Below are 20,922 nucleotides of genomic sequence, written 5' to 3'. Positions count from 1 at the left end.
GAACTGATAGTCACCGGGATGACTTAACATAGTGTGATGCACGCCGGCGGAATTTATAAAACGAGCATTGCAAGATAGCCCATTCTACACTATCTAAATAATTTGTAATAAATGTTGCAGGGTAGACGGCAGGATCCCTAATGAGCCAGGTTGCTTCAGCGATTTCGCAAAAAGAAACTCATAAATCAATGCCCTGGCGTTACTCTCTGACCGGGGATCGCGACCTGCGTATCGACTTTATGCGCGGTATTGCTCTCGTGATGATGGTGGTGGCGCATACCGAAGTGATGTCGATATTTAATATTTTCAGCTGGGAACGATTTGGTTTGACCACCGGTGCCGAGGGCTTTGTGATCCTGTCCGGCTTCATGTTAGGGATGCTAAATCGTGTCAGATTACAAAAGGCAGTATTACTGACGGTGAGCTGGGGGCTTTATCTTCGCGCATGGAAAATATATCAGGTTAATATTATTATTATTGTCTCTTTTCTTTTGCTGAGATATTTGCCTTATATTAATGTCTATGAAGTCACTCATTTTACCGACCGCTTTTCCGGGACCAGTTGGTCGCTCTATCCGCTAACCCCGCAAATAAAAGAGACGTGGTTTAACATTATCCTCTATCTGCAGATTGGCCCGCATCAGACGCAGATCCTCGGACTCTATATTTTTTTGTTATTGCTCAGCCCGCTGTTTCTGGGAATGCTGCAAAAGGGTCACGTCTACCCCTTACTGGGCGCCTCGCTGCTGATATACGGCTGCTGGCAACGCTGGCCGATACGGGTCACGCCCTGCGAATTTGAATTCGCCTTTCCCTTGCTGGCCTGGCAATTTATCTTTGTGCTGGGCATGTGCTGCGGCTGGTACAAAGCGGAACTGATCTCTTTCGCCCGCACGCCGCCCGGCAAAGTCGCCTTGGCGGCGCTGGTGTTCATCGCGCTTATCCTTGCGTTTGTCGCCCAGAATCATACCAATCCTTTTATGCCGCCCGCGCTGCTGATGCACGTAATCCCGCCGGCGGATTTTAACGCCTTTTACCATACCTGGGCGGCGAAAAACGGCCTCGGTCCGGTACGGATCCTCAATGATATCAGTCTGATGGTCACCATTTATCTGCTATTGACCTGGTGCTGGCGCCCCCTTAACCGGCTGGCAGGCTGGTTCCTGATCCCGCTCGGGCAGCGTTCGCTCTACACCTTTATTTTGCATGTTTACATCGTGCTCGCCGTAAGCCAGCTGGTCACCTTCGATCTGTGGCGCCAGGCGTGGATAGTGAACACCTTGATCCATGCCGCTGCGCTGGGCGTTCTGTGGCTGATGGCCAAATACCGCGTCGCCGCACGCTGGATACCTAACTAAGGAAGGGCAAATGCGGGAGAAATATATGCTGGCCTGCGCGCTATGGTGCGCCATCGCAGGTGCGGAAGGAGCAGAGAAGAACGACGCACAACCGCTGCGTGATAAAAATGGTGAACCGGTGCAGGCCGGCGTGTTTACCAGCCGCTGGGGACGGCTTTTTTCCGGGAATGACAAGGTATTCTCGGGAGCGCTGAGCTTTAGTTCGGGTTTAAAAGAGCAGTGGATGACCGTCCCCAACAGCTCAGACAGCGCAGAACAGAAGAAAAAATATAATCAGACGCTGAACCTCAGCCTGCAATACTCGCCCTACAGCTTCTGGTTCGCCAACGTGACATCCCGTTTACCGGTGACTGATACCAGCCGCTATACCGCCGATTTTCGCTATAGTTTTGGTTACGACGACTGGCATGCCAACACCTTCAGCCTGGTTTACAGTAACTATGGCGATAACCACTTCTGGACCTCGGGCAGCAAGCGTCACACCTATTTTGAGCAGGGGGCATTTACCCTGGCGTATAAATTTTCGCTGCCGAAGCCGATGGAAAATGCACTATTGATTAACAAAGGCGACGCCATTATCTGCCAGGCAGGCTACAGCTGGGTGCCGCGTTATTACGATCTGGAGAGTAACGATATCCGCAAAAACAAAAATGTGCTGCTTGGGGGGTGTGGATATACCTTTAAGCAGCATTTTTTTGTGCGCGCCACCGCCTTCTGGTATCCGGACAGCAGCCAGCAGCAGCCGTGGAATGGCGATTATAGTTACAGTTTTGGCTACGCGGGCTATACGCCGGGATCGTTCTCTGTGCAGTATGCCAACTATGCCGGTACCCGCTACCCGGGGCATGACAGCGGCAGCGGCAAGTTTCGTGAAGGCACGATCAGCCTTATCTGGTTCTTGCCGATTTAGGAGGCGCGATGTCGGCACAGCACGTCCTGATTGTTGAAGATTCGCTGGTTTATCGTCGGCTGCTAAGTCGGATGTTGACGCAGTGGGGCTATATCGTCAGTGAGGCGGAAAACGGCGTCGACGCGCTGGCGATCCTCGAAAACCAGCCTGTCAGCCTGGTGATAAGCGACTGGGAAATGCCGGAGATGAATGGCCTGACGCTGTGCCGGGAAGTGCGCCGCCGCCAGTTTGGTCACTACGTTTATCTGATATTGCTCACCGCCCGCGAAGATCCTGGCGATCTAACGCAGGGGTTTGAGGCCGGGGCCGATGATTTTCTCAGCAAACCGGTAGAGCAGAGCGAGCTGCGGGCGCGGCTGCACGCCGGGGCGCGGATCCTCTCCCTCGAGGCTGACCTCGCCGCGCGCAATGCGCGGCTGAGCGAAGCGCTGCGACAGATTGAACAGGATCTGGAGCTGGCGGCGCGCATTCAACAGTCGGTTCTCCCGGCTCATGAGCTGCGCCATCAGGGATTTTTCTCCGACTGGATTTTCCTGCCCTCGGCCTGGGTGTCGGGGGATATTTTTAACGTCTTCCCGCTGGGCGATCGTCTCGGATTTTACTGCGTGGATGTCTCCGGACACGGCGTGGGGGCGGCGATGATGTCGCTCGCCGTCGCCCGCCAGTTTTTGCATGGCAGGGCCGTTGAGCGCTTTCTTTTTACGGCAGACAACCAGCCGGCGTCGCCGGCCGAGGTGGTGACGATCCTCAATGGTCGTTTTTGCAGTGACGAAACAGAGATCGTCAGCTATTTCACGTTGATCTATGGCGTCATCGACCTGCAGACCGGTGCGGGCAAACTCTGTCAGGCCGGGCATCCCACGCCTTTTATCGTTAGCCCGGACGCTACCGTCCGCCCGGTCGGCAGCGGCGGGGCGCCGGTGGGGTTGATAGACCATCTCTCGTGGGCAGATGTCAGTTTTTCGCTGGCGCCGGGAGAGCGGCTGTGCCTGTTCAGCGACGGTATTACCGAATGTGAAAACCGGAGCGGTGAACAGTTTGGCGAGGCGCGCTTGCAAGCGTGGCTGCAGGACAGCGTGACGCAGCCGCTGCCCGCGCTGCTGCCGCGTTTTGCCCGGCACCTGATCCGCTGGCGCAGCGGCGACGCGCAGGAGACCCAGGCGATGGCCGATGATGTTTCACTCTTGATTATTGAACGTACAGGGGACAGTGATGAAAATTGAAACTGAACGGCAGGCCTCGGTGACGATCCTGACGCCGGCGGTGCGTCGGCTGGATGCTTCCGTCGCGGTAGCCTTTAAGGCGGCAATCGCCCAGGAGATAGGCGAAGATAGCACCGATCTGATTGTTGATTTCAGTAAAATCGATTTTATCGACAGCAGCGGTTTGGGAACGCTGGTTTCCCTGATGAAAATGATGAACGGTAAAGGAGAAATGACACTGTGCGCGCTGAACCCCGGCATTCGCAATATGTTTACCCTGACCAGGATGGATCGTATTTTTCGTATTTGCGAGGATCGCACTTCAGCCCTTGCGCAGTTCAATCCGTGACGCGCCCGTGAATAACGTCATGAATTTTCCTGCCCAACTCAGCTCGCTATCACCGCTGGCGGCATGGCTGGCTCAACAAATGGCGCCGCTGTCCGTCGGGGAGGAGTGGCGCTTCGCGCTCGATCTTGCCGTCTGTGAGACGGCCACCAATATCATTCGCTATGCGTTGCATGAGGATCGGCAACGTGTTTTTCGTGTCGAATTTATCGCGGCGGAAGACCGGGTGACGCTGCGCTTTATTGATGCGGGAGAGGTCTTTCCGGCCGAGCGCCTGGCGCTGGCGCGTGGCGATGAGCGCTTCGATGTCGATCCGTTAGCGGAAAGCGGCAGAGGTTTGCGGCTTATTCTGCGCGCGGTGGACTATTTTAATGTGGAAACCCGCGCCGGGGAGAATGTGACGACCCTGACAAAAGCGTTGCCGGATGCCGTTCTTCGCCATTCCACCGACGATCGCGTCAGGTGAAGGAACAGAGCTTGCCCCCAGGTGAATTCCCGGGGGAATTTTGCCGCCCGCGTTCACCGGCTTCATCCGTCTTATGGCTGGGCCTGAGCGGTGGACAGCGCGCCCAGGTGATAAGGGCGAAGAGTATCTAACGTCATCATGGCCGATTTGCAGAAAATGCATTTCGCACCAAAGGGATTTTTTTCCGTCACGTCAAACTGGGACGTTCTGTACTGGGAGCCATGGCAGCATGGGCATCTAAAATGGATATGTTCAATCATAATGTGAACCTTGTATGGGTAATGTTCTGTTGAAAAGACAATGGTCGTTTTCAGGGAAATTAACGCGGCTGATTTTTGTTAGGAGTAAGCCGGGTATTGGGTCAGTCGGAGGGCTTGTTTAACGAGCCAACAGGGGGCTGACAGGGCCTGTTTACAGAAAAAGCAAAATACTAACGGGACTGCTCAAAGGAAGGTGGTATCAGGGATAACGCCTGGAGATGAGAATACGTACTTAGATAATAACTTTTCGTCTGCTAAATCGACTTAACGATTAACGCACGAGCCGCAAATAATAGCAAACATTATTTTAGCCTTCCGGATGCCTGCTGCGCCAGGGGCGCCTTCATCAGCGCCGTCACCCAGTCGATAAATACCTGTACCCGGGCAGAGAGCTGCCGGCTGCTGGGATAGAGCAGGGAGAGCGGCAGCGACGCAGGGCGAAAATCAGCCAGCACCTCCGTTAATACACCGGATGCCAGATCGGCCTCAAGGCGGGACAAGGGTGCCTGATACAGGCCAAAGCCAAGCCTTGCCGCTTCGGCGCCGACGTCGGCATCGGAGGTCAGCAGCCGACAGGGCAAACGGACCTCGGTCTGGCGACCATCCAGGGTAAAAGTCAGCGGCAAGGTACGGTGCGTGCGCGCTGAAACAAAACCGATCGTCACGTGTCCCGCCAGCCCGTCAATCGTATGCGGGGTGCCGTACCGGGCGAGGTAGGCCGGGCTGGCGCAGGTGATCTCCTGTAGCATGGCGAGCGGCCGGCAAATCATCTCGCTATCGGGAAGATGGCCGCCGCGAATGACGCAATCCACCCCTTCGCGGACCAGATCGACGTCGCGCTCGCTTTCGCCTATCTGTAACGTAATGGCCGGATAGCGGGCGAGAAACTGCGGCAGCGCGGGCAGCAGCAGGGTTCGCGCCAGATTGCCCGCCACGTCCACCCGGATGATGCCGGAGATGCTCCCCCCGGCGCTGCGGTTAGCCTCCTCCAGGGCCGCCAGGATGGACACGCAGCGCTGATAATACAGCGAGCCCTCCGCCGTCGGCTGCACGTGCCGGGTGGTGCGCTGTAGCAGGCGCGCCCCAAGGCTGGCCTCCAGCGCCTTAATGGCCGCAGTCGCCACCGGCCGGGAAAAACCCAGATCCGCGGCGGCGGCGCTGAACGAACCCCGTTCGACGATGCGCACGAACAGGGTCAGGGTATCCAGTTTATCCATGGCATTGTTCCAGCTGGCAAAACAATCCTGTCGCGCCATGCGGTCTTATCGTCGGCATTCAGAGGCCTATAATCGCTCATGTTTTCAGCAGAGATAAAAGGGGGAAACATGAACAATAGCGCAAAAATCGCCCTGGTGACAGGCGGCAGCCGCGGCCTGGGGCGCGCGACCGTTGAAGCGCTGGCTCAGCGCGGCGTGAACGTGGTATTGACCTACAACGCGCATTTTGCCGAGGCGAACGATGTGGTCGCGCGGGTTGAAGCTCAGGGCTCGCGGGCGATCGCGCTGCCCTTCAGTGCCGGCGAAACCGGCACCTTTGACGGGTTTGTCAGCGCCTTTCAGGAGGCGCTGACGGAGCTGGGGGCCGATCGGTTTCATTACCTGGTTAATAATGCCGGCAATGCCAGCGGCATGGGGTTTCTGAATGCTACCGAAGCGGAGTTCGATGCGCTTTATCGCATCCATGTGAAGGGGTTTTTTTTCCTCAGCCAAAAATTATTGCCGCTGCTGGCGGATGGCGGGCGAATTGTGAATATCTCGTCCGGACTGACCCGTATCGTGATGGCGAACCGGGCGCCCTATGCGATCATGAAGTCTGCGGTGGAAACCCTGACCCGTTATATGGCGTTTGAGCTGGGCGGCCGCGGGATCACGGTGAACTGCGTAGCGCCGGGCGCCATCGCCACGGATTTCAGCGGCGGTGTGGTGCGGGATAACCCGCAGGTCGCTCAGGCGGTGGCGAACATGACGGCGCTTGGCCGACCGGGGGTGCCAGAAGATATCGGGCCGATGATCGCCTCGCTGTTATCCGATGATCATCGCTGGGTTAATGCTCAGCGCATTGAAGTTTCCGGGGGAATGCGCATCTGAGTCGAGGAGATCACCCGGCCAGCGTATCGCTGAGCTGGTCAGGTTTGACTGCAACGGAAACGGACGTTCGAAAACCGCCGCGCCGGTGGAAAGAGAGCGCCAGCGCGGCGATAGTCCATTTGTCTGGTCAGAGAAAATGCGTTACTCCGCCAGCAGGGCGGCGAATTTCGCCAGCCACTGCGGGTGGGCCGGCCAGGCGGGAGCAGTGACCAGATTGCCGTCAACATGCGCCTGATCGATACCGATATCGGCATAATGCCCGCCGCTCAGACGCACCTCCGGGGCGCAGGCCGGATAGGCGCTGCAGGTCCGCCCCTGCAGAATACCGGCGGCGGCCAGCAGCTGTGGCCCGTGGCAGACAGCGGCGATAGGTTTACGCGCGGCGTCGAACGCCTGTACCAGTTTAATCACCTGCTCGTTCAGACGCAGATACTCCGGCGCCCGGCCGCCGGGGATCACTAGCGCGTCGTAATCCTCGGCCTTCACCGCGGCAAAATCGGCGTTCAGGGTGAAGCGGTGCCCCGGCTTTTCGCTGTAGGTCTGGGCGCCGTCAAAATCATGGATCGCCGTCATCACATAGTCGCCGGCGGCTTTATCCGGGCAGACCGCATCAACCTGGTGGCCAATCATCTGCAGTGCCTGAAAGGGGACCATCGTTTCGTAATCTTCGGCGTAATCGCCGACCAGCATCAGGATCTTCTTGCTCATTATTTTTACTCGTTGTGGGAGAAAGGTGTCATAGATATAGCCTGGCGATCCGCAGAATGCGACCTCCTCAGGATGCCGAAGACGGTGGTGTGCGCATCTTGTAACCGGGTTCATGTTTTTTTGGTAACGACAACTTTTTTCGCCGTCGCGCTGTGGTCAGTCACCCAGAAAAATATGCGCTTCAGCCACTGACGACTGTCTGTGGAGGAACATGTCGCTGGGCCGCGGTTATTCCTCGCCACGAATGTTGGCCGGTTAGCGCAAACCAGTTGCTGTGAAAAAGGTTGCCCTTGAATGTTTTGCCGCGCGGGTGACGATAAATTGCGTTGATATCGGGATGATTTAATTCCAGGTGGTGTTTTTCGCTATATTTATATTTTGCGTGGAATTTATTTTGGCTATTGTTTTGGGTTTTCTATTTACTTATTGAATATTTATCCCGGATGATAAGAAAAATAAAACTATTCACCTTGCGAGTATATTCAATAAATCTTCTTGTTAAGTTGATCGATAATCTATTTTTGCTTTATTATCCTCAGGGTTTTTACCGTCAACTCTTCAATAATTATTCCCTGAGGAAAGGAACTGCTATGGCTGATACGTTCCAGAATGAAATGCCTAAGGCTCGCATTAATCTCAAATTATCTCTCCACACCGGCGGCGTGCAAAAAAAGGTTGAGCTGCCATTAAAGCTGCTTACCATTGGCGATTTTAGTCACGGTAAAGAAAACCGGCCATTATCGGAAAGAGAAAAAATCAACGTCAATAAAAATAACTTTAACAGCGTACTTTCAGAATTTAGCCCAGAGGTGAATCTCCCGGTGCCGAATACGCTGGCCGGCAACGGCGAGGAGGAGAACGTCAGGCTGCGTTTTACCGATATCAAAGATTTTGAACCGGAGCAGATTGCCCGGCAAATTCCACAACTCCGCGCCATGCTGGCGATGCGTAATTTATTACGCGATCTCAAATCCAATCTGCTTGATAACGCAACTTTCAGAAAAGAGCTTGAGGCCATTCTGAAAGATCCGGCGCTGTCACAGGAATTACGCGACGAAATGAGTGCGCTTGCTCCGAAATAATTGCAGGGCAAGTCTGTTAATGGATTAACCGGGAAAATGCTAATGTCTGTTACCACTGAAAACAGCCCTGTACAGGGGCAAACCACGCTGCAGGAAAATACGGCGAGCGAGGGCGTTTACGCCTCGCTGTTTGAAAAAATTCATCTCGCCCCGGCCTCTCGCCTCGGGGATATCAACGACTTTCTGGACGATGCCGCGCTCTCTGAGGCGCCGGCGGCGGAGCGTCTGACCGCGGCGATGCAGGTGTTTATGGAGCGCATCCGCCAGTCCGGCCAGCGGGTGGAAAAGCTCGACAAAACGCTGATTGATCGCCACATCGCTGAACTGGATTTCCAGATAAGCCGCCAGCTGGACGCGGTGATGCACCATCCGGAGTTTCAGCAGGTCGAATCCCTGTGGCGCGGCCTCAAACAGCTGGTGGACAACACCGACTACCGCCAGAACGTAAAAACGGAGATCCTCGACGTCTCAAAGGACGATCTGCGTCAGGACTTTGAGGATGCGCCGGAGCTGATTCAGAGCGGCCTCTACTGGCACACCTACACCGCGGAGTATGACACCCCCGGCGGCGAGCCGATTGGTTCAGTGATTTCCTCATATGAGTTCGACGCCAGCCCGCAGGACGTGGCGCTGCTGCGCAATATCTCCCGGGTGTCCGCCGCCGCGCATATGCCGTTTATCGGCGCCGTCGGCCCGGCTTTCTTCCTGAAAGAGACCATGGAAGAGGTCGCCGCCATCAAAGATATCGCTAACTACTTCGATCGTGCGGAATATATTCGCTGGAAAGCGTTTCGTGAAACCGACGACGCCCGCTACATCGGCCTGGTCATGCCGCGCGTGCTGGGTCGGCTGCCGTATGGTCCGGACACCGTGCCGGTGCGCAGCTTCAACTATGTCGAGCAGGTGAAGGGGCCGGACCACGAAAAGTATCTCTGGACCAGCGCGGCGTTCTCTTTCGCATCCAATATGGTGAAGAGCTTTGTCAATAACGGCTGGTGCGTGCAGATCCGCGGCCCGCAGGCCGGCGGCGCGGTGAAAGATCTGCCCATCCACCTGTACGATCTGGGCACCGGCAATCAGGTGAAAATTCCTTCCGAGGTGATGATCCCGGAAACGCGGGAGTTTGAATTCGCCAGCCTGGGCTTCATTCCGCTGTCGTACTACAAAAATCGCGATTACGCCTGCTTCTTCTCGGCCAACTCCGCGCAAAAACCGGCGCTGTACGATACCGCCGACGCCACCGCCAACAGCCGTATCAACGCGCGTCTGCCTTATATCTTCCTGTTGTCGCGCATTGCGCACTACCTGAAGATGATCCAGCGCGAGAATATCGGCACCACCAAGGACCGGCGACTGCTGGAGCTGGAGCTGAACACCTGGGTGCGGAGCCTGGTCACCGAAATGACCGACCCGGGCGACGAGCTACAGGCCTCCCATCCGCTGCGCGATGCCAGAGTGGTGGTGGAAGATATCGAGGACAACCCGGGCTTCTTCCGCGTGAAGCTGTACGCCGTGCCGCACTTCCAGGTCGAGGGGATGGACGTCAATCTGTCGCTGGTATCCCAGATGCCGAAGGCGAAGGCGTAGGGTCGGGCGATGATGAAAACAGAACGTCCGTTATGGGGCCGGGGCATGATGGTGTCGCCCCAGCATTTTCAACAGCAGGCTGAGTATGCCGCCTGGGCTGCGGAAGCGATTGCCCGGATGGGCCTCAACCACCCCTGGGGAGTGGTTGAGGCGACCTTCGAACCAGAGATGCTCAAACTGGGCCGCCTGCAGGCTCACAGGCTGCAGGTCCGGTTCCAGGATGGCACGATGATTGATACGGACAATGCCGATGCGCTGCCGCCGGCTTTGTCGCTGGAGGACGAATCCCGCGCGGTACTGGTGATGCTGGCGCTGCCTCTGATGAAGGCCAATGGCGGCAACTGCCTGAAGCCTGATGATGTGGCCGAAAGGCCGGTGCGCTTCCGGCAGCGCTGGCGCGATGTCCGCAATCAGTTCGGGGATGATACCCGGCAGATTGCCGTCATGCAGCCGGAGCTGACCCTCCGTTTCTCCCATCAGGACAACAGCGATTACCTGACCTGTCCGCTTGTTCGCCTGCAGCGGGACTCGCAGGGGGCCTGGCTTATCGACGAGACATTTCTCCCGCCGCTGCTGCAGATTCAGGGCAGCCGCTGGCTGGCGACGCAGCTTGAACTGCTGCTTACTCAGCTCCGGGCTCGTCTGACGCGCCTGATGGCCATGCGTCGCGAGAGCAATGAACGAATGGCTGATTTTGCCGTGGCCGATGTCTCTTTGTTCTGGTTGCTGAACGCGCTGAACAGCGCTGAGCCGGTGCTGGGGTACTTTCTGCGTTACCGGCAAAGCCCGCCGGAACGCCTCTATCCGGAGCTGGCGCGCCTGGCTGGCAGCCTGCTGACCTTTTCACTCACCCATCAGGCGAATGCCGTCCCGGTCTATCAGCATGACCAACTGAACGCGGTTTTTCCGCCGCTGTTTGATTTACTGAGCGACCTGCTGGAGGCGAGCCTGCCGTCGCGGGTGGTGGCGATTGCCCTGGAGCATGATGCCCGGCTGCACTTCTGGCAGGCGCGCCTGCACGATGCCCGGCTGCGGGAAGGGGCTGATTACTATCTGTCGGTTCGTTCGTCGGTACCGGTCGCCCAGCTGCAGGAACAGTTCCCGCGGCAGTGCAAAGTGGGGAGCCCGGATCATGTTAAAGCCATCGTCAACTCCTCGCGGACAGGGGTGCCCCTGACGCCATTGCGTCATGTGCCAGCTGCCATTCCGCTGCGTCTGGAAAACCAGTATTTCAGCCTCGATGTGTCCCATCCTCTGGCGACGGAAATGCTGCAGAGCGGTACCTGTATGTTCTACGTCCCGGGGATGCTCGGCGAGCCTGAACTGGAACTTTTTGCGGTACTACGAACGTGAATGAACGTCAACGCGGCAACGCCGCGTCCATTGATATTGATGCGCTGCTGCAAAATACCTGGCTGCAGGTTATCAGCCTGCGCCATGGCCCGCAGTTCCGCGAGGAGGAGGGGTACACGCTATGGCAGCGCTGTATTGCTGATGTCGAGCGCGTGCAAACTGAGCTGAAGGCGAGCGGGCTTGATGACGTCAGCTGTCAGCATATTCTCACCGCCCAGTGCGCGCTGCTCGATGAAGTCGTGAAAGGGCGCGGCGTGGAGGATGAGGCCTGCCTGCAGTGGTATGACATTCCGCTGCAGGGGCATTTTCTCGGCACCATGGACGCCGGCGACACCCTGTGCGAGCGGATGCGGGAGGTCCTGCGTGATCCTGCGCCAGACCTGGCCGTGGTCACCTGTTTTCAGCGGGTGATGCTGCTGGGTTTTGTTGGCAGCTTTCGCTCCCTCGACGACCCGGAGCGCCTGAAGCTGGTCAACGCCCTCAGTGAGCATGTCCCGCCTTTTCATTGCCCGTCAACCGCTCCCGTACTGGTAGAAAGTCGCGCCGGAGTGGGGATAAGCGACTGGCTGGCCTCCTGGCCGGTACGTATAGGACTGAGCGTGGCGGTGGTACTCGCCCTGTGGTGGGGGCTCAACCACTGGCTCGATCACCTGCTGCTGACCCTGCTGCCGGGGGAGGTGAAATGAGCCCCGCGCAGCAGCGCGGGCTGGCGCTGTGGACAGGCTTGCTGAGCGCGCTGGTGTGCCTGCTGTTTTTGCCGGTTCCCCGCTGGGGGGCGTGGCTCATTCTGCTGGTCACGCTGGCCCTGATTATCGGGGTCTGGCGTATTGCCCGTCGTGGTGCCGAACGTAACGTCACATCAACCCTGGACCCTCTCCCGGACGGCGCTTATCGCCAGCCGGTAGTCCTCGTTTGCGGCGATCTGCCGTTTGTCTGGTCGCAAAAGTCTCCGGTGCGGGTCGTCAAACAGGGCTGCTGGATCCGCGTGGAAAAGACGGAGGAGCTGCAGCAGGTCGCGCGCCAGGTATTGAGCCAGCGGCCGGAATGGGGGCCTCAGCTGTCGGTGCTGCTCTGCGTCTGCCCGCAGCAGCACGCGCAAAGCGATGCGCTAACCAGCGCTCTGCTGTCCCTGCGCTGGCAACTCAGCCAGCTGCGTCGGCAGACGGGGTATGCCGTACCGCTGGCGCTGCAGGGGCAGGTGGGCAGCGCGATGAGCCCCAGTCTGCTCTGGCAGGCGGCGCTTCCGGGTGAAGCGGTGAAAGTCTGGCAGCCCTCCTGTGCCCCCTGTTCCGTGTCGACCTGGTTGAGCGTCGGCGGCGCGGCCGCGCTGCAGCAGCAGGTGCTGATGAACAGCCTGATGGGCTGGTTTGAACAGCACGTCCATGCCGTGTTGACGGAAGAGAATACCGACCTGCCGCCTCTGACCCCAGCGGCCGTGCTGTGGGGTCTCGGACCCTCGCTGCCTGGAAGTCTGGCGTCGTCGGCCTGGACGACGTGGTTATCCCGACATAGCGGCCTGTCGCGGGTAGCGGGCTGGCAGCCAGGGGAGACCGACATCGCTGATGCGTCATCCTTGCCGGATTTCATCCTGCCGCAGTTACCGGCGGGACGGGGACTCACGCCACGGGGCAGGGTCTGGCGCGCGGCGCTCGCTATTTTCACCCTCGCGGCTGTCGCCGCGCTGCTCAGCAGTGGCTGGAACAATCGACAACTGCTGCAGCGCGTGGGCGTCGATATTGCCCGTTATGAGCGGATTGCGATGGATGATTATCGGCCAAAAGCCAGCGCCGTCAGGGTGCTGCGTGAAGATGCCGCGCTGCTCGATAGCTGGGCGCGTAACGGCGTCCCGCTGCGCCTGAGTCTGGGCTTGTATCGCGGGCAGCGGATTCGCCTGCCGTTGCTGGAGGCTATTCGCCGCTACGTGCCGCCACCCCCGCCGCCCAGGCCGGTGCAGCGCGCTGCGCCGGACGTCATCCGCCTTGACAGCATGTCGCTATTCGATACCGGAAAATGGGTACTGAAGCCCGGTTCGACAAAGCGGCTGGTCAACTCGCTGGTGGACATTAAGGCGAGGCCCGGGTGGCTGATCGTGGTGGCGGGTCACACCGACAGCGTGGGTGAGGAAAAAGCCAACCAGCTATTGTCGCTGAAACGCGCGGAATCGGTTCGCGACTGGATGCGAGATACCGGCGACGTGCCGGACAGCTGCTTTGCCGTTCAGGGCTATGGCGAAAGCCGACCAATTGCAACAAATGATACGCCGCAAGGCCGTGCGCTGAACCGTCGTGTCGAAATCAGTCTGGTGCCGCAGGTCGACGCCTGCCGGTTACCGGACCAACCCTCTGCGTCATCCCAGGATGATGGCGCTTCACTACACAATGGAGAGTAATTCTATGGCAATTCCTGTTTATCTTTGGCTGAAAGACGATGGCGGCGCGGACATTAAAGGGTCTGTCGACGTTCAGGATCGTGAAGGCAGTATCGAAGTGGTGGCCCAGGAGCATAACCTGTACATCCCGACCGATAACAACACCGGCAAACTGACTGGCACGCGGATCCATACGCCGTTCCTGTTCACCAAGGAGATCGACTCCTCCAGCCCCTACCTGTACAAGGCGGTAACCACCGGTCAGACCCTGAAATCCGCCGAGTTTAAGTGGTACCGAATCAACGATGCTGGCCAGGAAGTGGAGTATTTCAACACCACGCTTGAAAACGTCAAGGTGGTGAAAGTGAATCCCCTGATGCACGACATCAAAGACCCCGCCTACGAGAAGCACAACCATCTGGAACAGATTGAGCTGCGCTACGAGAAGATCACCTGGACCTATAAAGACGGCAACATCATTCATTCCGATAGCTGGAACGAACGCGCCACCGCGTAATTGCCCGTCATTCTTCGCACCGGAGGTGCGCTGGCGGCGTTCACTCACCCCGGTCGCATCGTTATCTATGCGACCGGGGAGGAATGAGGGCCATCGCCTGATGCGGGCAGCGTTTCTCTGCCCGCCGTTTTTTGCTGAGCGCCTGAGATACGGGTTCTCAGCAAAGAAAAACACAATCTGTCTGCCTGACCTTGTGCGCTTGGGGTTCCTGTTCGGGAACAGCGACGGGCGGTAGCGTGTCCGGAATCAATAAAGAGAGGATCTCATGGAAAATCCAGCCAGCCTGTTACGCCGTCTTAATCCCTGCTGTGCCCGCGCGATGGAGGGGGCGGCTTCGCTGTGCCAGTCCCGGGCGCATGCCGAGATCCTGCCCGAACACTGGCTGCTCAAGCTGCTGGAACAGGGGGAAGGCGATCTGACGGTGCTGGCGCGGCGCTACGAATGGGATCTGGATGCGCTATGGCAGGATCTGCTGGGCTGGCTGGATAAACAGCCGCGCTCGGTACGTCATCGTCCCCAGCTCTCTGACCATACCCTGGGGCTGATGCAGGAGGCCTGGCTGATTGCCTCGCTCAGCGGCGAAGCGCAGATCCGCAGTGTTCACCTGTTGATGGCGCTGGTTGAAAAACAGAATCTGATCCAGTGCGATGGCCTGTGGCCGCTGTTAACGCTGGGCCAGAGTCAGCTGGAACGCCTGCGCCCCTTGCTGGATGCCCAGTCCGACGAACGTCCGGATGCGCAGCAGGAGGCGGCGCTGGCGCAGCGTCATGGCGGGGACGTACAGTTTGTGGGGCGTCCTGCGAATGGCGTACTAAACGCGGATGGGCCCAACCCGGCGCTGCAGAATGTCCTCGACAAATTTACTCTCGACGTCACCGCCAAAGCCAGAGACGGCCAGATTGACCCGGTGTTCGGACGCGACACGGAAATCCGCCAGATGGTGGATATTCTCTCCCGTCGTCGTAAAAACAACCCGATCCTCGTCGGTGAGCCGGGCGTGGGCAAGACCGCCCTGGTGGAAGGCCTGGCGCTGCGCATAGCCGAAGGCAACGTCCCCGACGCGCTGAAGCCGGTGTTGGTGCGCACCCTCGACCTCGGATTGCTGCAGGCAGGTGCCGGGGTCAAAGGCGAGTTTGAGCAGCGGCTGAAAAATATCATTGAGGCGGTGCAGCAGTCGCCTTCGCCGGTGCTGCTGTTTATCGACGAGGCGCACACGATCATCGGCGCGGGCAATCAGGCCGGCGGGGCGGATGCCGCCAACCTGCTGAAGCCGGCGCTGGCCCGGGGCGAACTGCGGACCATCGCCGCCACCACCTGGAGTGAATACAAGCAGTACTTCGAGCGCGATGCCGCGCTGGAGCGCCGCTTTCAGATGGTCAAGGTGGATGAGCCGGACGACGACACCGCCTGCCTGATGCTGCGCGGCCTGAAGCCCCGCTATGCCCACCACCACGGGGTGCATATCACAGATGATGCGGTGCGCGCCGCCGTGACGTTGTCACGACGCTACCTCACCGGCCGCCAGCTGCCGGACAAAGCGGTGGATTTACTCGACACCGCTTCCGCCCGCCTGCGCATGAGTCTTGATACCGTGCCTGAGCCGCTGACCCGCATGAAGGCGCAGCTCACCGCGCTGGCGATGGAGAAGCAGGCGCTGCTGGAGGATATGGCGCTGGGCAACAGCGCCCACGGCGAACGGCTGGCGGCCATTGAGCAGGAGGAGATCCGCCTTATTCTGGCGCTGGATACCCTTGAAACTCAGTATGGTCAGGAGCTGCAGCTGACGGAGGCGCTGCGGGCCTGTCGTCGCGATATCTCCCGCCAGGCGGAAATCAACGAGCTGCAAACAGCGCTTACTGCCGTCCAGCAGGGCAATCCGCTGCTCGGGTTGGACGTCGACGTCCGCACCGTGGCGACGGTGATTGCCGACTGGACCGGCGTGCCGCTCTCCTCGCTGATGAAAGATGAGCAGACGGAGCTGCTGAGCCTGGAAGAGAGTCTCGGCAAACGGGTGGTTGGTCAGGAGGCGGCACTGAGCGCTATTGCCCGGCGCCTGCGCGCCGCGAAAACCGGCCTGACGCCGGAGAACGGTCCTCAGGGGGTGTTCCTGCTGGTCGGGCCGAGCGGCACCGGCAAAACGGAAACGGCGCTCGCCCTGGCCGATGCGCTGTTCGGCGGCGAGAAAGCGCTGATCACCATCAATCTCTCCGAGTACCAGGAGCCGCACACCGTCAGCCAGCTGAAGGGTTCTCCGCCGGGCTACGTCGGCTACGGCCAGGGCGGGATCCTGACCGAGGCGGTGCGCAAACGCCCCTACAGCGTGGTGCTGCTCGATGAGGTGGAGAAGGCCCATCGCGATGTGATGAACCTGTTCTATCAGGTCTTCGACCGGGGGGTGATGCGCGACGGCGAGGGGCGTGAAATCGACTTTCGCAACACCGTGATCCTGATGACCGCCAACCTCGGTAGCGACCTCCTGATGCAGTTGCTGGATGAACAGCCGGAGGCCAGCGAATCAGACCTGCACGAGCTGCTGCACCCGGTGCTGCGCGGCCACTTCCAGCCGGCGCTGCTGGCCCGCTTCCAGACGGTAATTTACCGTCCGCTGCCGGCGGCAGCGCTGCGCGCTATTGTCGGGATGAAGCTCGGGCAGGTGAGTCAGCGTCTGGCTTGCCATTACGGAATAACCACTACCCTCAGCGAGAGCCTGTTCGACGCGCTGACCGAGGCCTGCCTGCTGCCGGACACCGGCGCCCGCAACGTCGACAGTCTGCTGAATCAGCAGATCCTGCCGGCGCTGAGTCAGCAGCTATTGAGCCATATGGCGGCGGGGCAGAAACCGCGCCAGGTAACGCTGGGGTATCACGAAGAGGAAGGCGTCGTGATGGCGTTTGACGAGGGGGCAATCGCCGATGAGTAGCGTGAAATCGTTGTTGTTCAGCCATAACCACCACCTGCTTTCGGTGAAGGGATGTGAAGCCGGGCTTGATGTGCTGGCGTTTGAAGGCGATGAAGCCCTGAGCCAGCCGTTCCGCTATCGTATCGAATTCACCAGCGCAGACCATGCCATCAGCAAAGAGATGATGCTGATGAAGGCAGCCTCCCTGACGCTGCAGGCGCCGGTGGCACAGGGCTTCGGCATCAATGTTCAGCAACCCGTGCGGGTGATCCAGGGCGTGGTGACGGAGTTTGAACGGCTCAGTACCTCCAGGGATGAAACGCACTACGCGCTGACCCTCCAGCCGCGCCTGGCGCTGCTTAACCGCTCGCACCAGAACGCCATTTACCAGGACCAGTCCGTTCCGCAGATTGTGGAAAAAATCCTCCGCGAGCGCCACGGCCTGCGCGGTCAGGATTTTCTGTTCTCACTGACAAAAAACTATCCGCGCCGCGAGCAGGTGATGCAGTACGGCGAGGATGACCTGCGCTTTATCACCCGGCTGCTGGGTGAGGTGGGGATCTGGTTTCGCTTTACCGCCGACACGCGGCTGCACATCGACGTCGCTGAGTTCTGCGACAGTCAGCAGGGCTATGAGAAGGGACTGACGTTGCCTTCGGTCCCGCCGTCCGGGCAGCAGTCGGCCGGGGTGGAGGCGGTGTGGGGGATGGCATGCCGCCACCGCGTCGTGGAGCAGCAGGTCAGTACCCGCGACTATAACTACCGCGAGGCGACGGCTGACATGAACGCGCAGGTGGATGTCACCCGCGGGGAGACGACTACCTTTGGTGAGGCTTACCACTGGGGAGATAACTACCTGACCGCCGGGAATGTCCATGACCGGCATCCGGCGCCGGAGTCCGGGGCGTTTTACGCCCGGCTTCGTCATGAGCGTTATCTGAACGGCCAGACCCGGACGCAGGCCACCACCAGCTGCCCGACGCTCTGCCCGGGACAGGTGCTGAAGGTCACCGGCGGAGAGGAGGTGGCCGGGGAGTTTGCTGATGGCGTGCTCGTCACGGCGATGCGCAGTCACGCCCGGCGCGATGCCGACTTTACGGTGGAGTTTGCCGGCATACCGGACAGCCCGGACGTCGGCTACCGGCCTGAGCCCGGCGCGCGTCCGGTGATGGCCGGGACGCTGCCGGCCCGCGTGACCAGCACCCGGGAAAACGACACCTACGGGCATGTCGACAAACACGGGCGCTACCGGGTGAATATGCTGTTTGACCGGGCGCGCTGGGAAACCGGGTTCGAGAGCCTGTGGGTCCGCCAGTCGCGGCCGTATGCCGGAGACACTTACGGCCTGCACCTGCCGCTGCTGGCGGGGACGGAGGTGGCGATTGGCTTTGAGGATGGTAACCCTGACCGGCCGTATATCGCGGGCGTGCTGCACGACTCGGCGCACGGCGACCACGTCACCATCCGCAATGACAAACGTAACGTCCTGCGCACCCCGGCCAACAACAAAATCCGCCTCGACGATGAGCGCGGGAAAGAGCATATCAAGGTGTCGACGGAGTACGGCGGCAAGAGCCAGCTGAACCTCGGCCATCTCGTGGATGCTGAAAAGCAGCAGCGCGGCGAAGGCTTTGAGCTGAGAACCGACAGTTGGGGAGCTATCCGGGCACAGAAAGGCATTTTTATCAGCGCGGACGGACAGGCGCAGGCCCAGGGGCAGGTGCTGGCGATGGAGTCGGCGGTCAGTTTGCTAAAAGGTGCGGTGAATCAGGTCACGGAATGGGGAAGTATTACGCAAACCCATCACAATGTTGTCCCAGACACCGGCCCATTAAGCGCACTGACCGCAGGCACCAGCGAGCTTAAACAGCCGACATTGCTGATGTTGGCGCCGATGGGGATTGCCGCAGTCACGCCGGAAACGACCCTATTGCACAGCGGTAACGGGCTGTATCTGCAGAGCCTGGGGGAGGTCAACATCACCACGGCACAGCGCTGTTCACTGAATGCCAGCCAGGCTATTTCACTGCTGGCGCAACAGGAAGGAATGCGGCTGGTCTCCGCCAAAGGTCCGCTGGAAGTAGAGTCGCACGGCGATATTCTGTCGCTGACCGCGCTAAAAGATATCACCGTCCAGTCAACCCAGGGGCATCTGCAGTTGACGGCTAAAAATGGCATCACCCTGGGTTGCGGCGGCGCATATATCCGTCTTACCCCGCAGGGAGAGGTACAGATCCACGGACCGGGGGTGATTAGCCTTAAGGGGCAGCATGATTTGCAGGGGCCGGTCAGCGAGGCGTTTCCCTTGCCTGAGCTACCGGCATCGGTGTGTAAAGAGTGCCTTAAAAAAGCCCAGGCGCTGGCGCAGGGCTTCGTACCGCGGGAGGCATAGATGACCAGACAATGGATTGAGGAGGTCGCCGGAACCTGTCGGGATTTCGGAACGGATTATCTGCATGTCATTATCGATCAGGCGGGGGTGGATTTTTCCGTTATTCCGGCGCTGAATTCCCTGTCAGTTGAGTGGCGGTCGCTTTTTCATGGACTTCCGGAAGCATTTATTGTCGATGATGCTCCGCTGGTGGCGCGCTTTACGCTTGATGATCATGAGCAAATGCGCTGGTTACAGGATATCAGCCAGCAACTTGCCATCCAGGCGCCGCTGCTCCTGTTCTGCACATACTGGCCCTTTTCGGCGCTGGCGAACTGGCTCACGCAGTGTATGGATATTCTGCAGGAAGGGCGCAGCGGAATTTTACGCTTTTACGATACCCGGGTATTTCCGCTGTTGTTTACGCACATTCTCAGTGACGAGCAGCAAGAGCCATTGATGCGTCCGGCCCTGTTCTGGGCGTGGCAGGATCTTGATGGCCAGGCGAAAGGCATCAAGGGCAGTGGTCTCCCACCGGAACGCGATGAAAAGGCGCCAAAAATAGAACTCAGCGATCGCCAGCTTGAGCATCTGATGTGTATCAGCGATGTCATCGTCATGTTGTCGCACTGTGCTCCGCCTGCGGGCATGATTGATTCAAGACAGTCGCTGTTTTCGGCCTGTTATCAGGGCATGGTGGAGGCGACACGCCAGGGTATTCTTCTGGATGACGCCCGTGAAGACTGGGTAATGAAGAAGTGGCTTGCCGACGTAAAAACCAGTGAGAGACCTTCAGAATGAAAAGCCTGATCTGGCTGAGTACACCCCTCTCTTCATAACCCTCAACCCGACAGGGAGAGTCCGATGAAATCTGCATTAATCAGCCCGCTGCTGGCGGGTCTGCTGCTGTTAACCGGCTGCGCACAGCCTGCCGCACAGGCCGGAGGCGGCGGTGGCGGCACAATAAAAGCCATCAACCACACCAAATGGGCAATTAACCACTTCAGTGTCAATGGCCAGTCGGGCATCGATTCAATAGGCCCGTTCCAGGGGGGCGGGGGCGGCTGCTGCTTCAGCGTGCCCGCCCGCTGGACGCCGGGTATGGCGGTGCGCGTTGACTGGGAAAGTGGTGAGGCATCGACTGAAGGTTTTCCTGGATTTGCTGATTACGAAAAATATAAAGCCTGGGAGAAAAAAATGAGCTCTCAGAATCGGCAGCACAGTAAAAACGTCCCGCTGCCCGACTATAACGGCCAGGATGTGTGCGGCATTACGGTGCACTTTTTACCCTGCGATGACGTGAAGGTGACCACCAGCTGCTGGTCACCGAGAAATGCGAACTATCCGATAAAAGAGCCCGTCAGGATGAAGGAGCCGGCCGTCTGTCCGAAGTAGCTCGCCTTCGTTT

Annotated in this window: 19 protein-coding genes; 16 read left to right on the top strand and 3 right to left on the bottom strand. The window is 58.9% G+C overall.

Going from position 1 to position 20,922, the window contains the following annotated elements:
• The first annotated feature begins 140 nt into the window (after positions 1-140).
• Genes opgC through MKS11_RS18220 form a run of 5 tightly spaced genes read left to right on the top strand, consistent with a single transcriptional unit; the run spans position 141 to position 4,282 of the window.
• On the top strand, positions 141-1,358 hold the full coding sequence (gene opgC, locus MKS11_RS18240; protein WP_065904036.1) for an OpgC domain-containing protein: 1,218 nt from the start codon (positions 141-143) through the stop codon (positions 1,356-1,358).
• Between the two features lie 10 nt (positions 1,359-1,368).
• Positions 1,369-2,268 (top strand): hypothetical protein, encoded by a 900-nt coding sequence (locus MKS11_RS18235; RefSeq protein WP_048294582.1) that lies wholly within the window; start codon positions 1,369-1,371, stop codon positions 2,266-2,268.
• Positions 2,269-2,276: 8 nt separating this feature from the next.
• Positions 2,277-3,491, top strand: a complete 1,215-nt coding sequence (locus MKS11_RS18230) for a PP2C family protein-serine/threonine phosphatase (RefSeq protein ID WP_087771535.1) — start codon at positions 2,277-2,279, stop codon at positions 3,489-3,491.
• Positions 3,481-3,819, top strand: coding sequence for an STAS domain-containing protein (locus MKS11_RS18225; protein ID WP_004183770.1), 339 nt, complete (start codon positions 3,481-3,483; stop codon positions 3,817-3,819). Before MKS11_RS18230 ends, MKS11_RS18225 begins: the two co-directional genes overlap by 11 nt.
• 19 nt (positions 3,820-3,838) lie before the next feature.
• Positions 3,839-4,282, top strand: a complete 444-nt coding sequence (locus tag MKS11_RS18220) for an ATP-binding protein (RefSeq protein WP_075205485.1) — start codon at positions 3,839-3,841, stop codon at positions 4,280-4,282.
• Between the two features lie 71 nt (positions 4,283-4,353).
• Here the strand turns inward: MKS11_RS18220 and MKS11_RS18215 are convergent, their stop codons facing one another.
• Both MKS11_RS18215 and MKS11_RS18210 read right to left on the bottom strand, forming a co-directional pair.
• Positions 4,354-4,542, bottom strand: coding sequence for a hypothetical protein (locus MKS11_RS18215; RefSeq protein ID WP_004183775.1), 189 nt, complete (start codon positions 4,540-4,542; stop codon positions 4,354-4,356).
• A gap of 302 nt (positions 4,543-4,844) precedes the next feature.
• Complete coding sequence (locus MKS11_RS18210; protein WP_087771536.1) at positions 4,845-5,759, bottom strand: LysR family transcriptional regulator; 915 nt, start codon at positions 5,757-5,759, stop codon at positions 4,845-4,847.
• A 108-nt stretch (positions 5,760-5,867) separates the two neighbouring features.
• Between MKS11_RS18210 and MKS11_RS18205 the strand changes: the two genes are divergently transcribed.
• Entirely contained in the window at positions 5,868-6,629 is a 762-nt protein-coding gene (locus MKS11_RS18205) for an SDR family NAD(P)-dependent oxidoreductase (protein ID WP_087771537.1), read from the top strand.
• Positions 6,630-6,770: 141 nt separating this feature from the next.
• Here the strand turns inward: MKS11_RS18205 and MKS11_RS18200 are convergent, their stop codons facing one another.
• Positions 6,771-7,337 (bottom strand): DJ-1/PfpI family protein, encoded by a 567-nt coding sequence (locus MKS11_RS18200; protein ID WP_049092470.1) that lies wholly within the window; start codon positions 7,335-7,337, stop codon positions 6,771-6,773.
• 590 nt (positions 7,338-7,927) lie between these two features.
• On the opposite strand from MKS11_RS18200, the gene tssB reads away from it, so the two are divergent.
• From tssB to tli1, 10 genes are all read left to right on the top strand, one after another.
• On the top strand, positions 7,928-8,419 hold the full coding sequence (tssB, locus tag MKS11_RS18195) for a type VI secretion system contractile sheath small subunit (RefSeq protein WP_101865544.1): 492 nt from the start codon (positions 7,928-7,930) through the stop codon (positions 8,417-8,419).
• Between the two features lie 42 nt (positions 8,420-8,461).
• Positions 8,462-10,006, top strand: a complete 1,545-nt coding sequence (tssC, locus tag MKS11_RS18190; RefSeq protein WP_049092468.1) for a type VI secretion system contractile sheath large subunit — start codon at positions 8,462-8,464, stop codon at positions 10,004-10,006.
• A gap of 9 nt (positions 10,007-10,015) precedes the next feature.
• Positions 10,016-11,359, top strand: a complete 1,344-nt coding sequence (gene tssK, locus MKS11_RS18185; protein WP_165474114.1) for a type VI secretion system baseplate subunit TssK — start codon at positions 10,016-10,018, stop codon at positions 11,357-11,359.
• The gene (gene tssL / locus MKS11_RS18180) at positions 11,356-12,045 is read left to right on the top strand and encodes a type VI secretion system protein TssL, short form (protein ID WP_049092467.1); all 690 of its coding nucleotides are present in this window, start codon (positions 11,356-11,358) and stop codon (positions 12,043-12,045) included. The genes tssK and tssL overlap by 4 nt, the downstream gene beginning before the upstream one ends.
• Positions 12,042-13,748, top strand: a complete 1,707-nt coding sequence (locus tag MKS11_RS18175) for an OmpA family protein (RefSeq protein WP_049092466.1) — start codon at positions 12,042-12,044, stop codon at positions 13,746-13,748. The genes tssL and MKS11_RS18175 overlap by 4 nt, the downstream gene beginning before the upstream one ends.
• 4 nt (positions 13,749-13,752) lie before the next feature.
• Positions 13,753-14,244: a type VI secretion system effector Hcp gene (gene hcp / locus MKS11_RS18170; protein ID WP_087771538.1), complete on the top strand. Its 492-nt coding sequence runs from the start codon at positions 13,753-13,755 to the stop codon at positions 14,242-14,244.
• A gap of 265 nt (positions 14,245-14,509) precedes the next feature.
• On the top strand, positions 14,510-17,164 hold the full coding sequence (gene tssH / locus MKS11_RS18165; RefSeq protein WP_101865545.1) for a type VI secretion system ATPase TssH: 2,655 nt from the start codon (positions 14,510-14,512) through the stop codon (positions 17,162-17,164).
• Between the two features lies 1 nt (position 17,165).
• The gene (locus MKS11_RS18160) at positions 17,166-19,535 is read left to right on the top strand and encodes a type VI secretion system Vgr family protein (RefSeq protein WP_165474118.1); all 2,370 of its coding nucleotides are present in this window, start codon (positions 17,166-17,168) and stop codon (positions 19,533-19,535) included.
• On the top strand, positions 19,536-20,315 hold the full coding sequence (locus tag MKS11_RS18155) for a DUF4123 domain-containing protein (RefSeq protein WP_049092462.1): 780 nt from the start codon (positions 19,536-19,538) through the stop codon (positions 20,313-20,315).
• Between the two features lie 63 nt (positions 20,316-20,378).
• The gene (tli1, locus tag MKS11_RS18150; protein WP_087771541.1) at positions 20,379-20,909 is read left to right on the top strand and encodes a T6SS immunity phospholipase A1-binding lipoprotein Tli1-KP; all 531 of its coding nucleotides are present in this window, start codon (positions 20,379-20,381) and stop codon (positions 20,907-20,909) included.
• The last annotated feature ends 13 nt before the right edge of the window (positions 20,910-20,922 follow it).

It is taken from the genome of Klebsiella sp. K5-45 (assembly GCF_030128605.1).
Classification (GTDB): domain Bacteria; phylum Pseudomonadota; class Gammaproteobacteria; order Enterobacterales; family Enterobacteriaceae; genus Klebsiella; species Klebsiella quasipneumoniae.
Note: the sequence above shows the minus strand (reverse complement) of the source record. Positions and strands in the feature narration are given on the sequence as shown.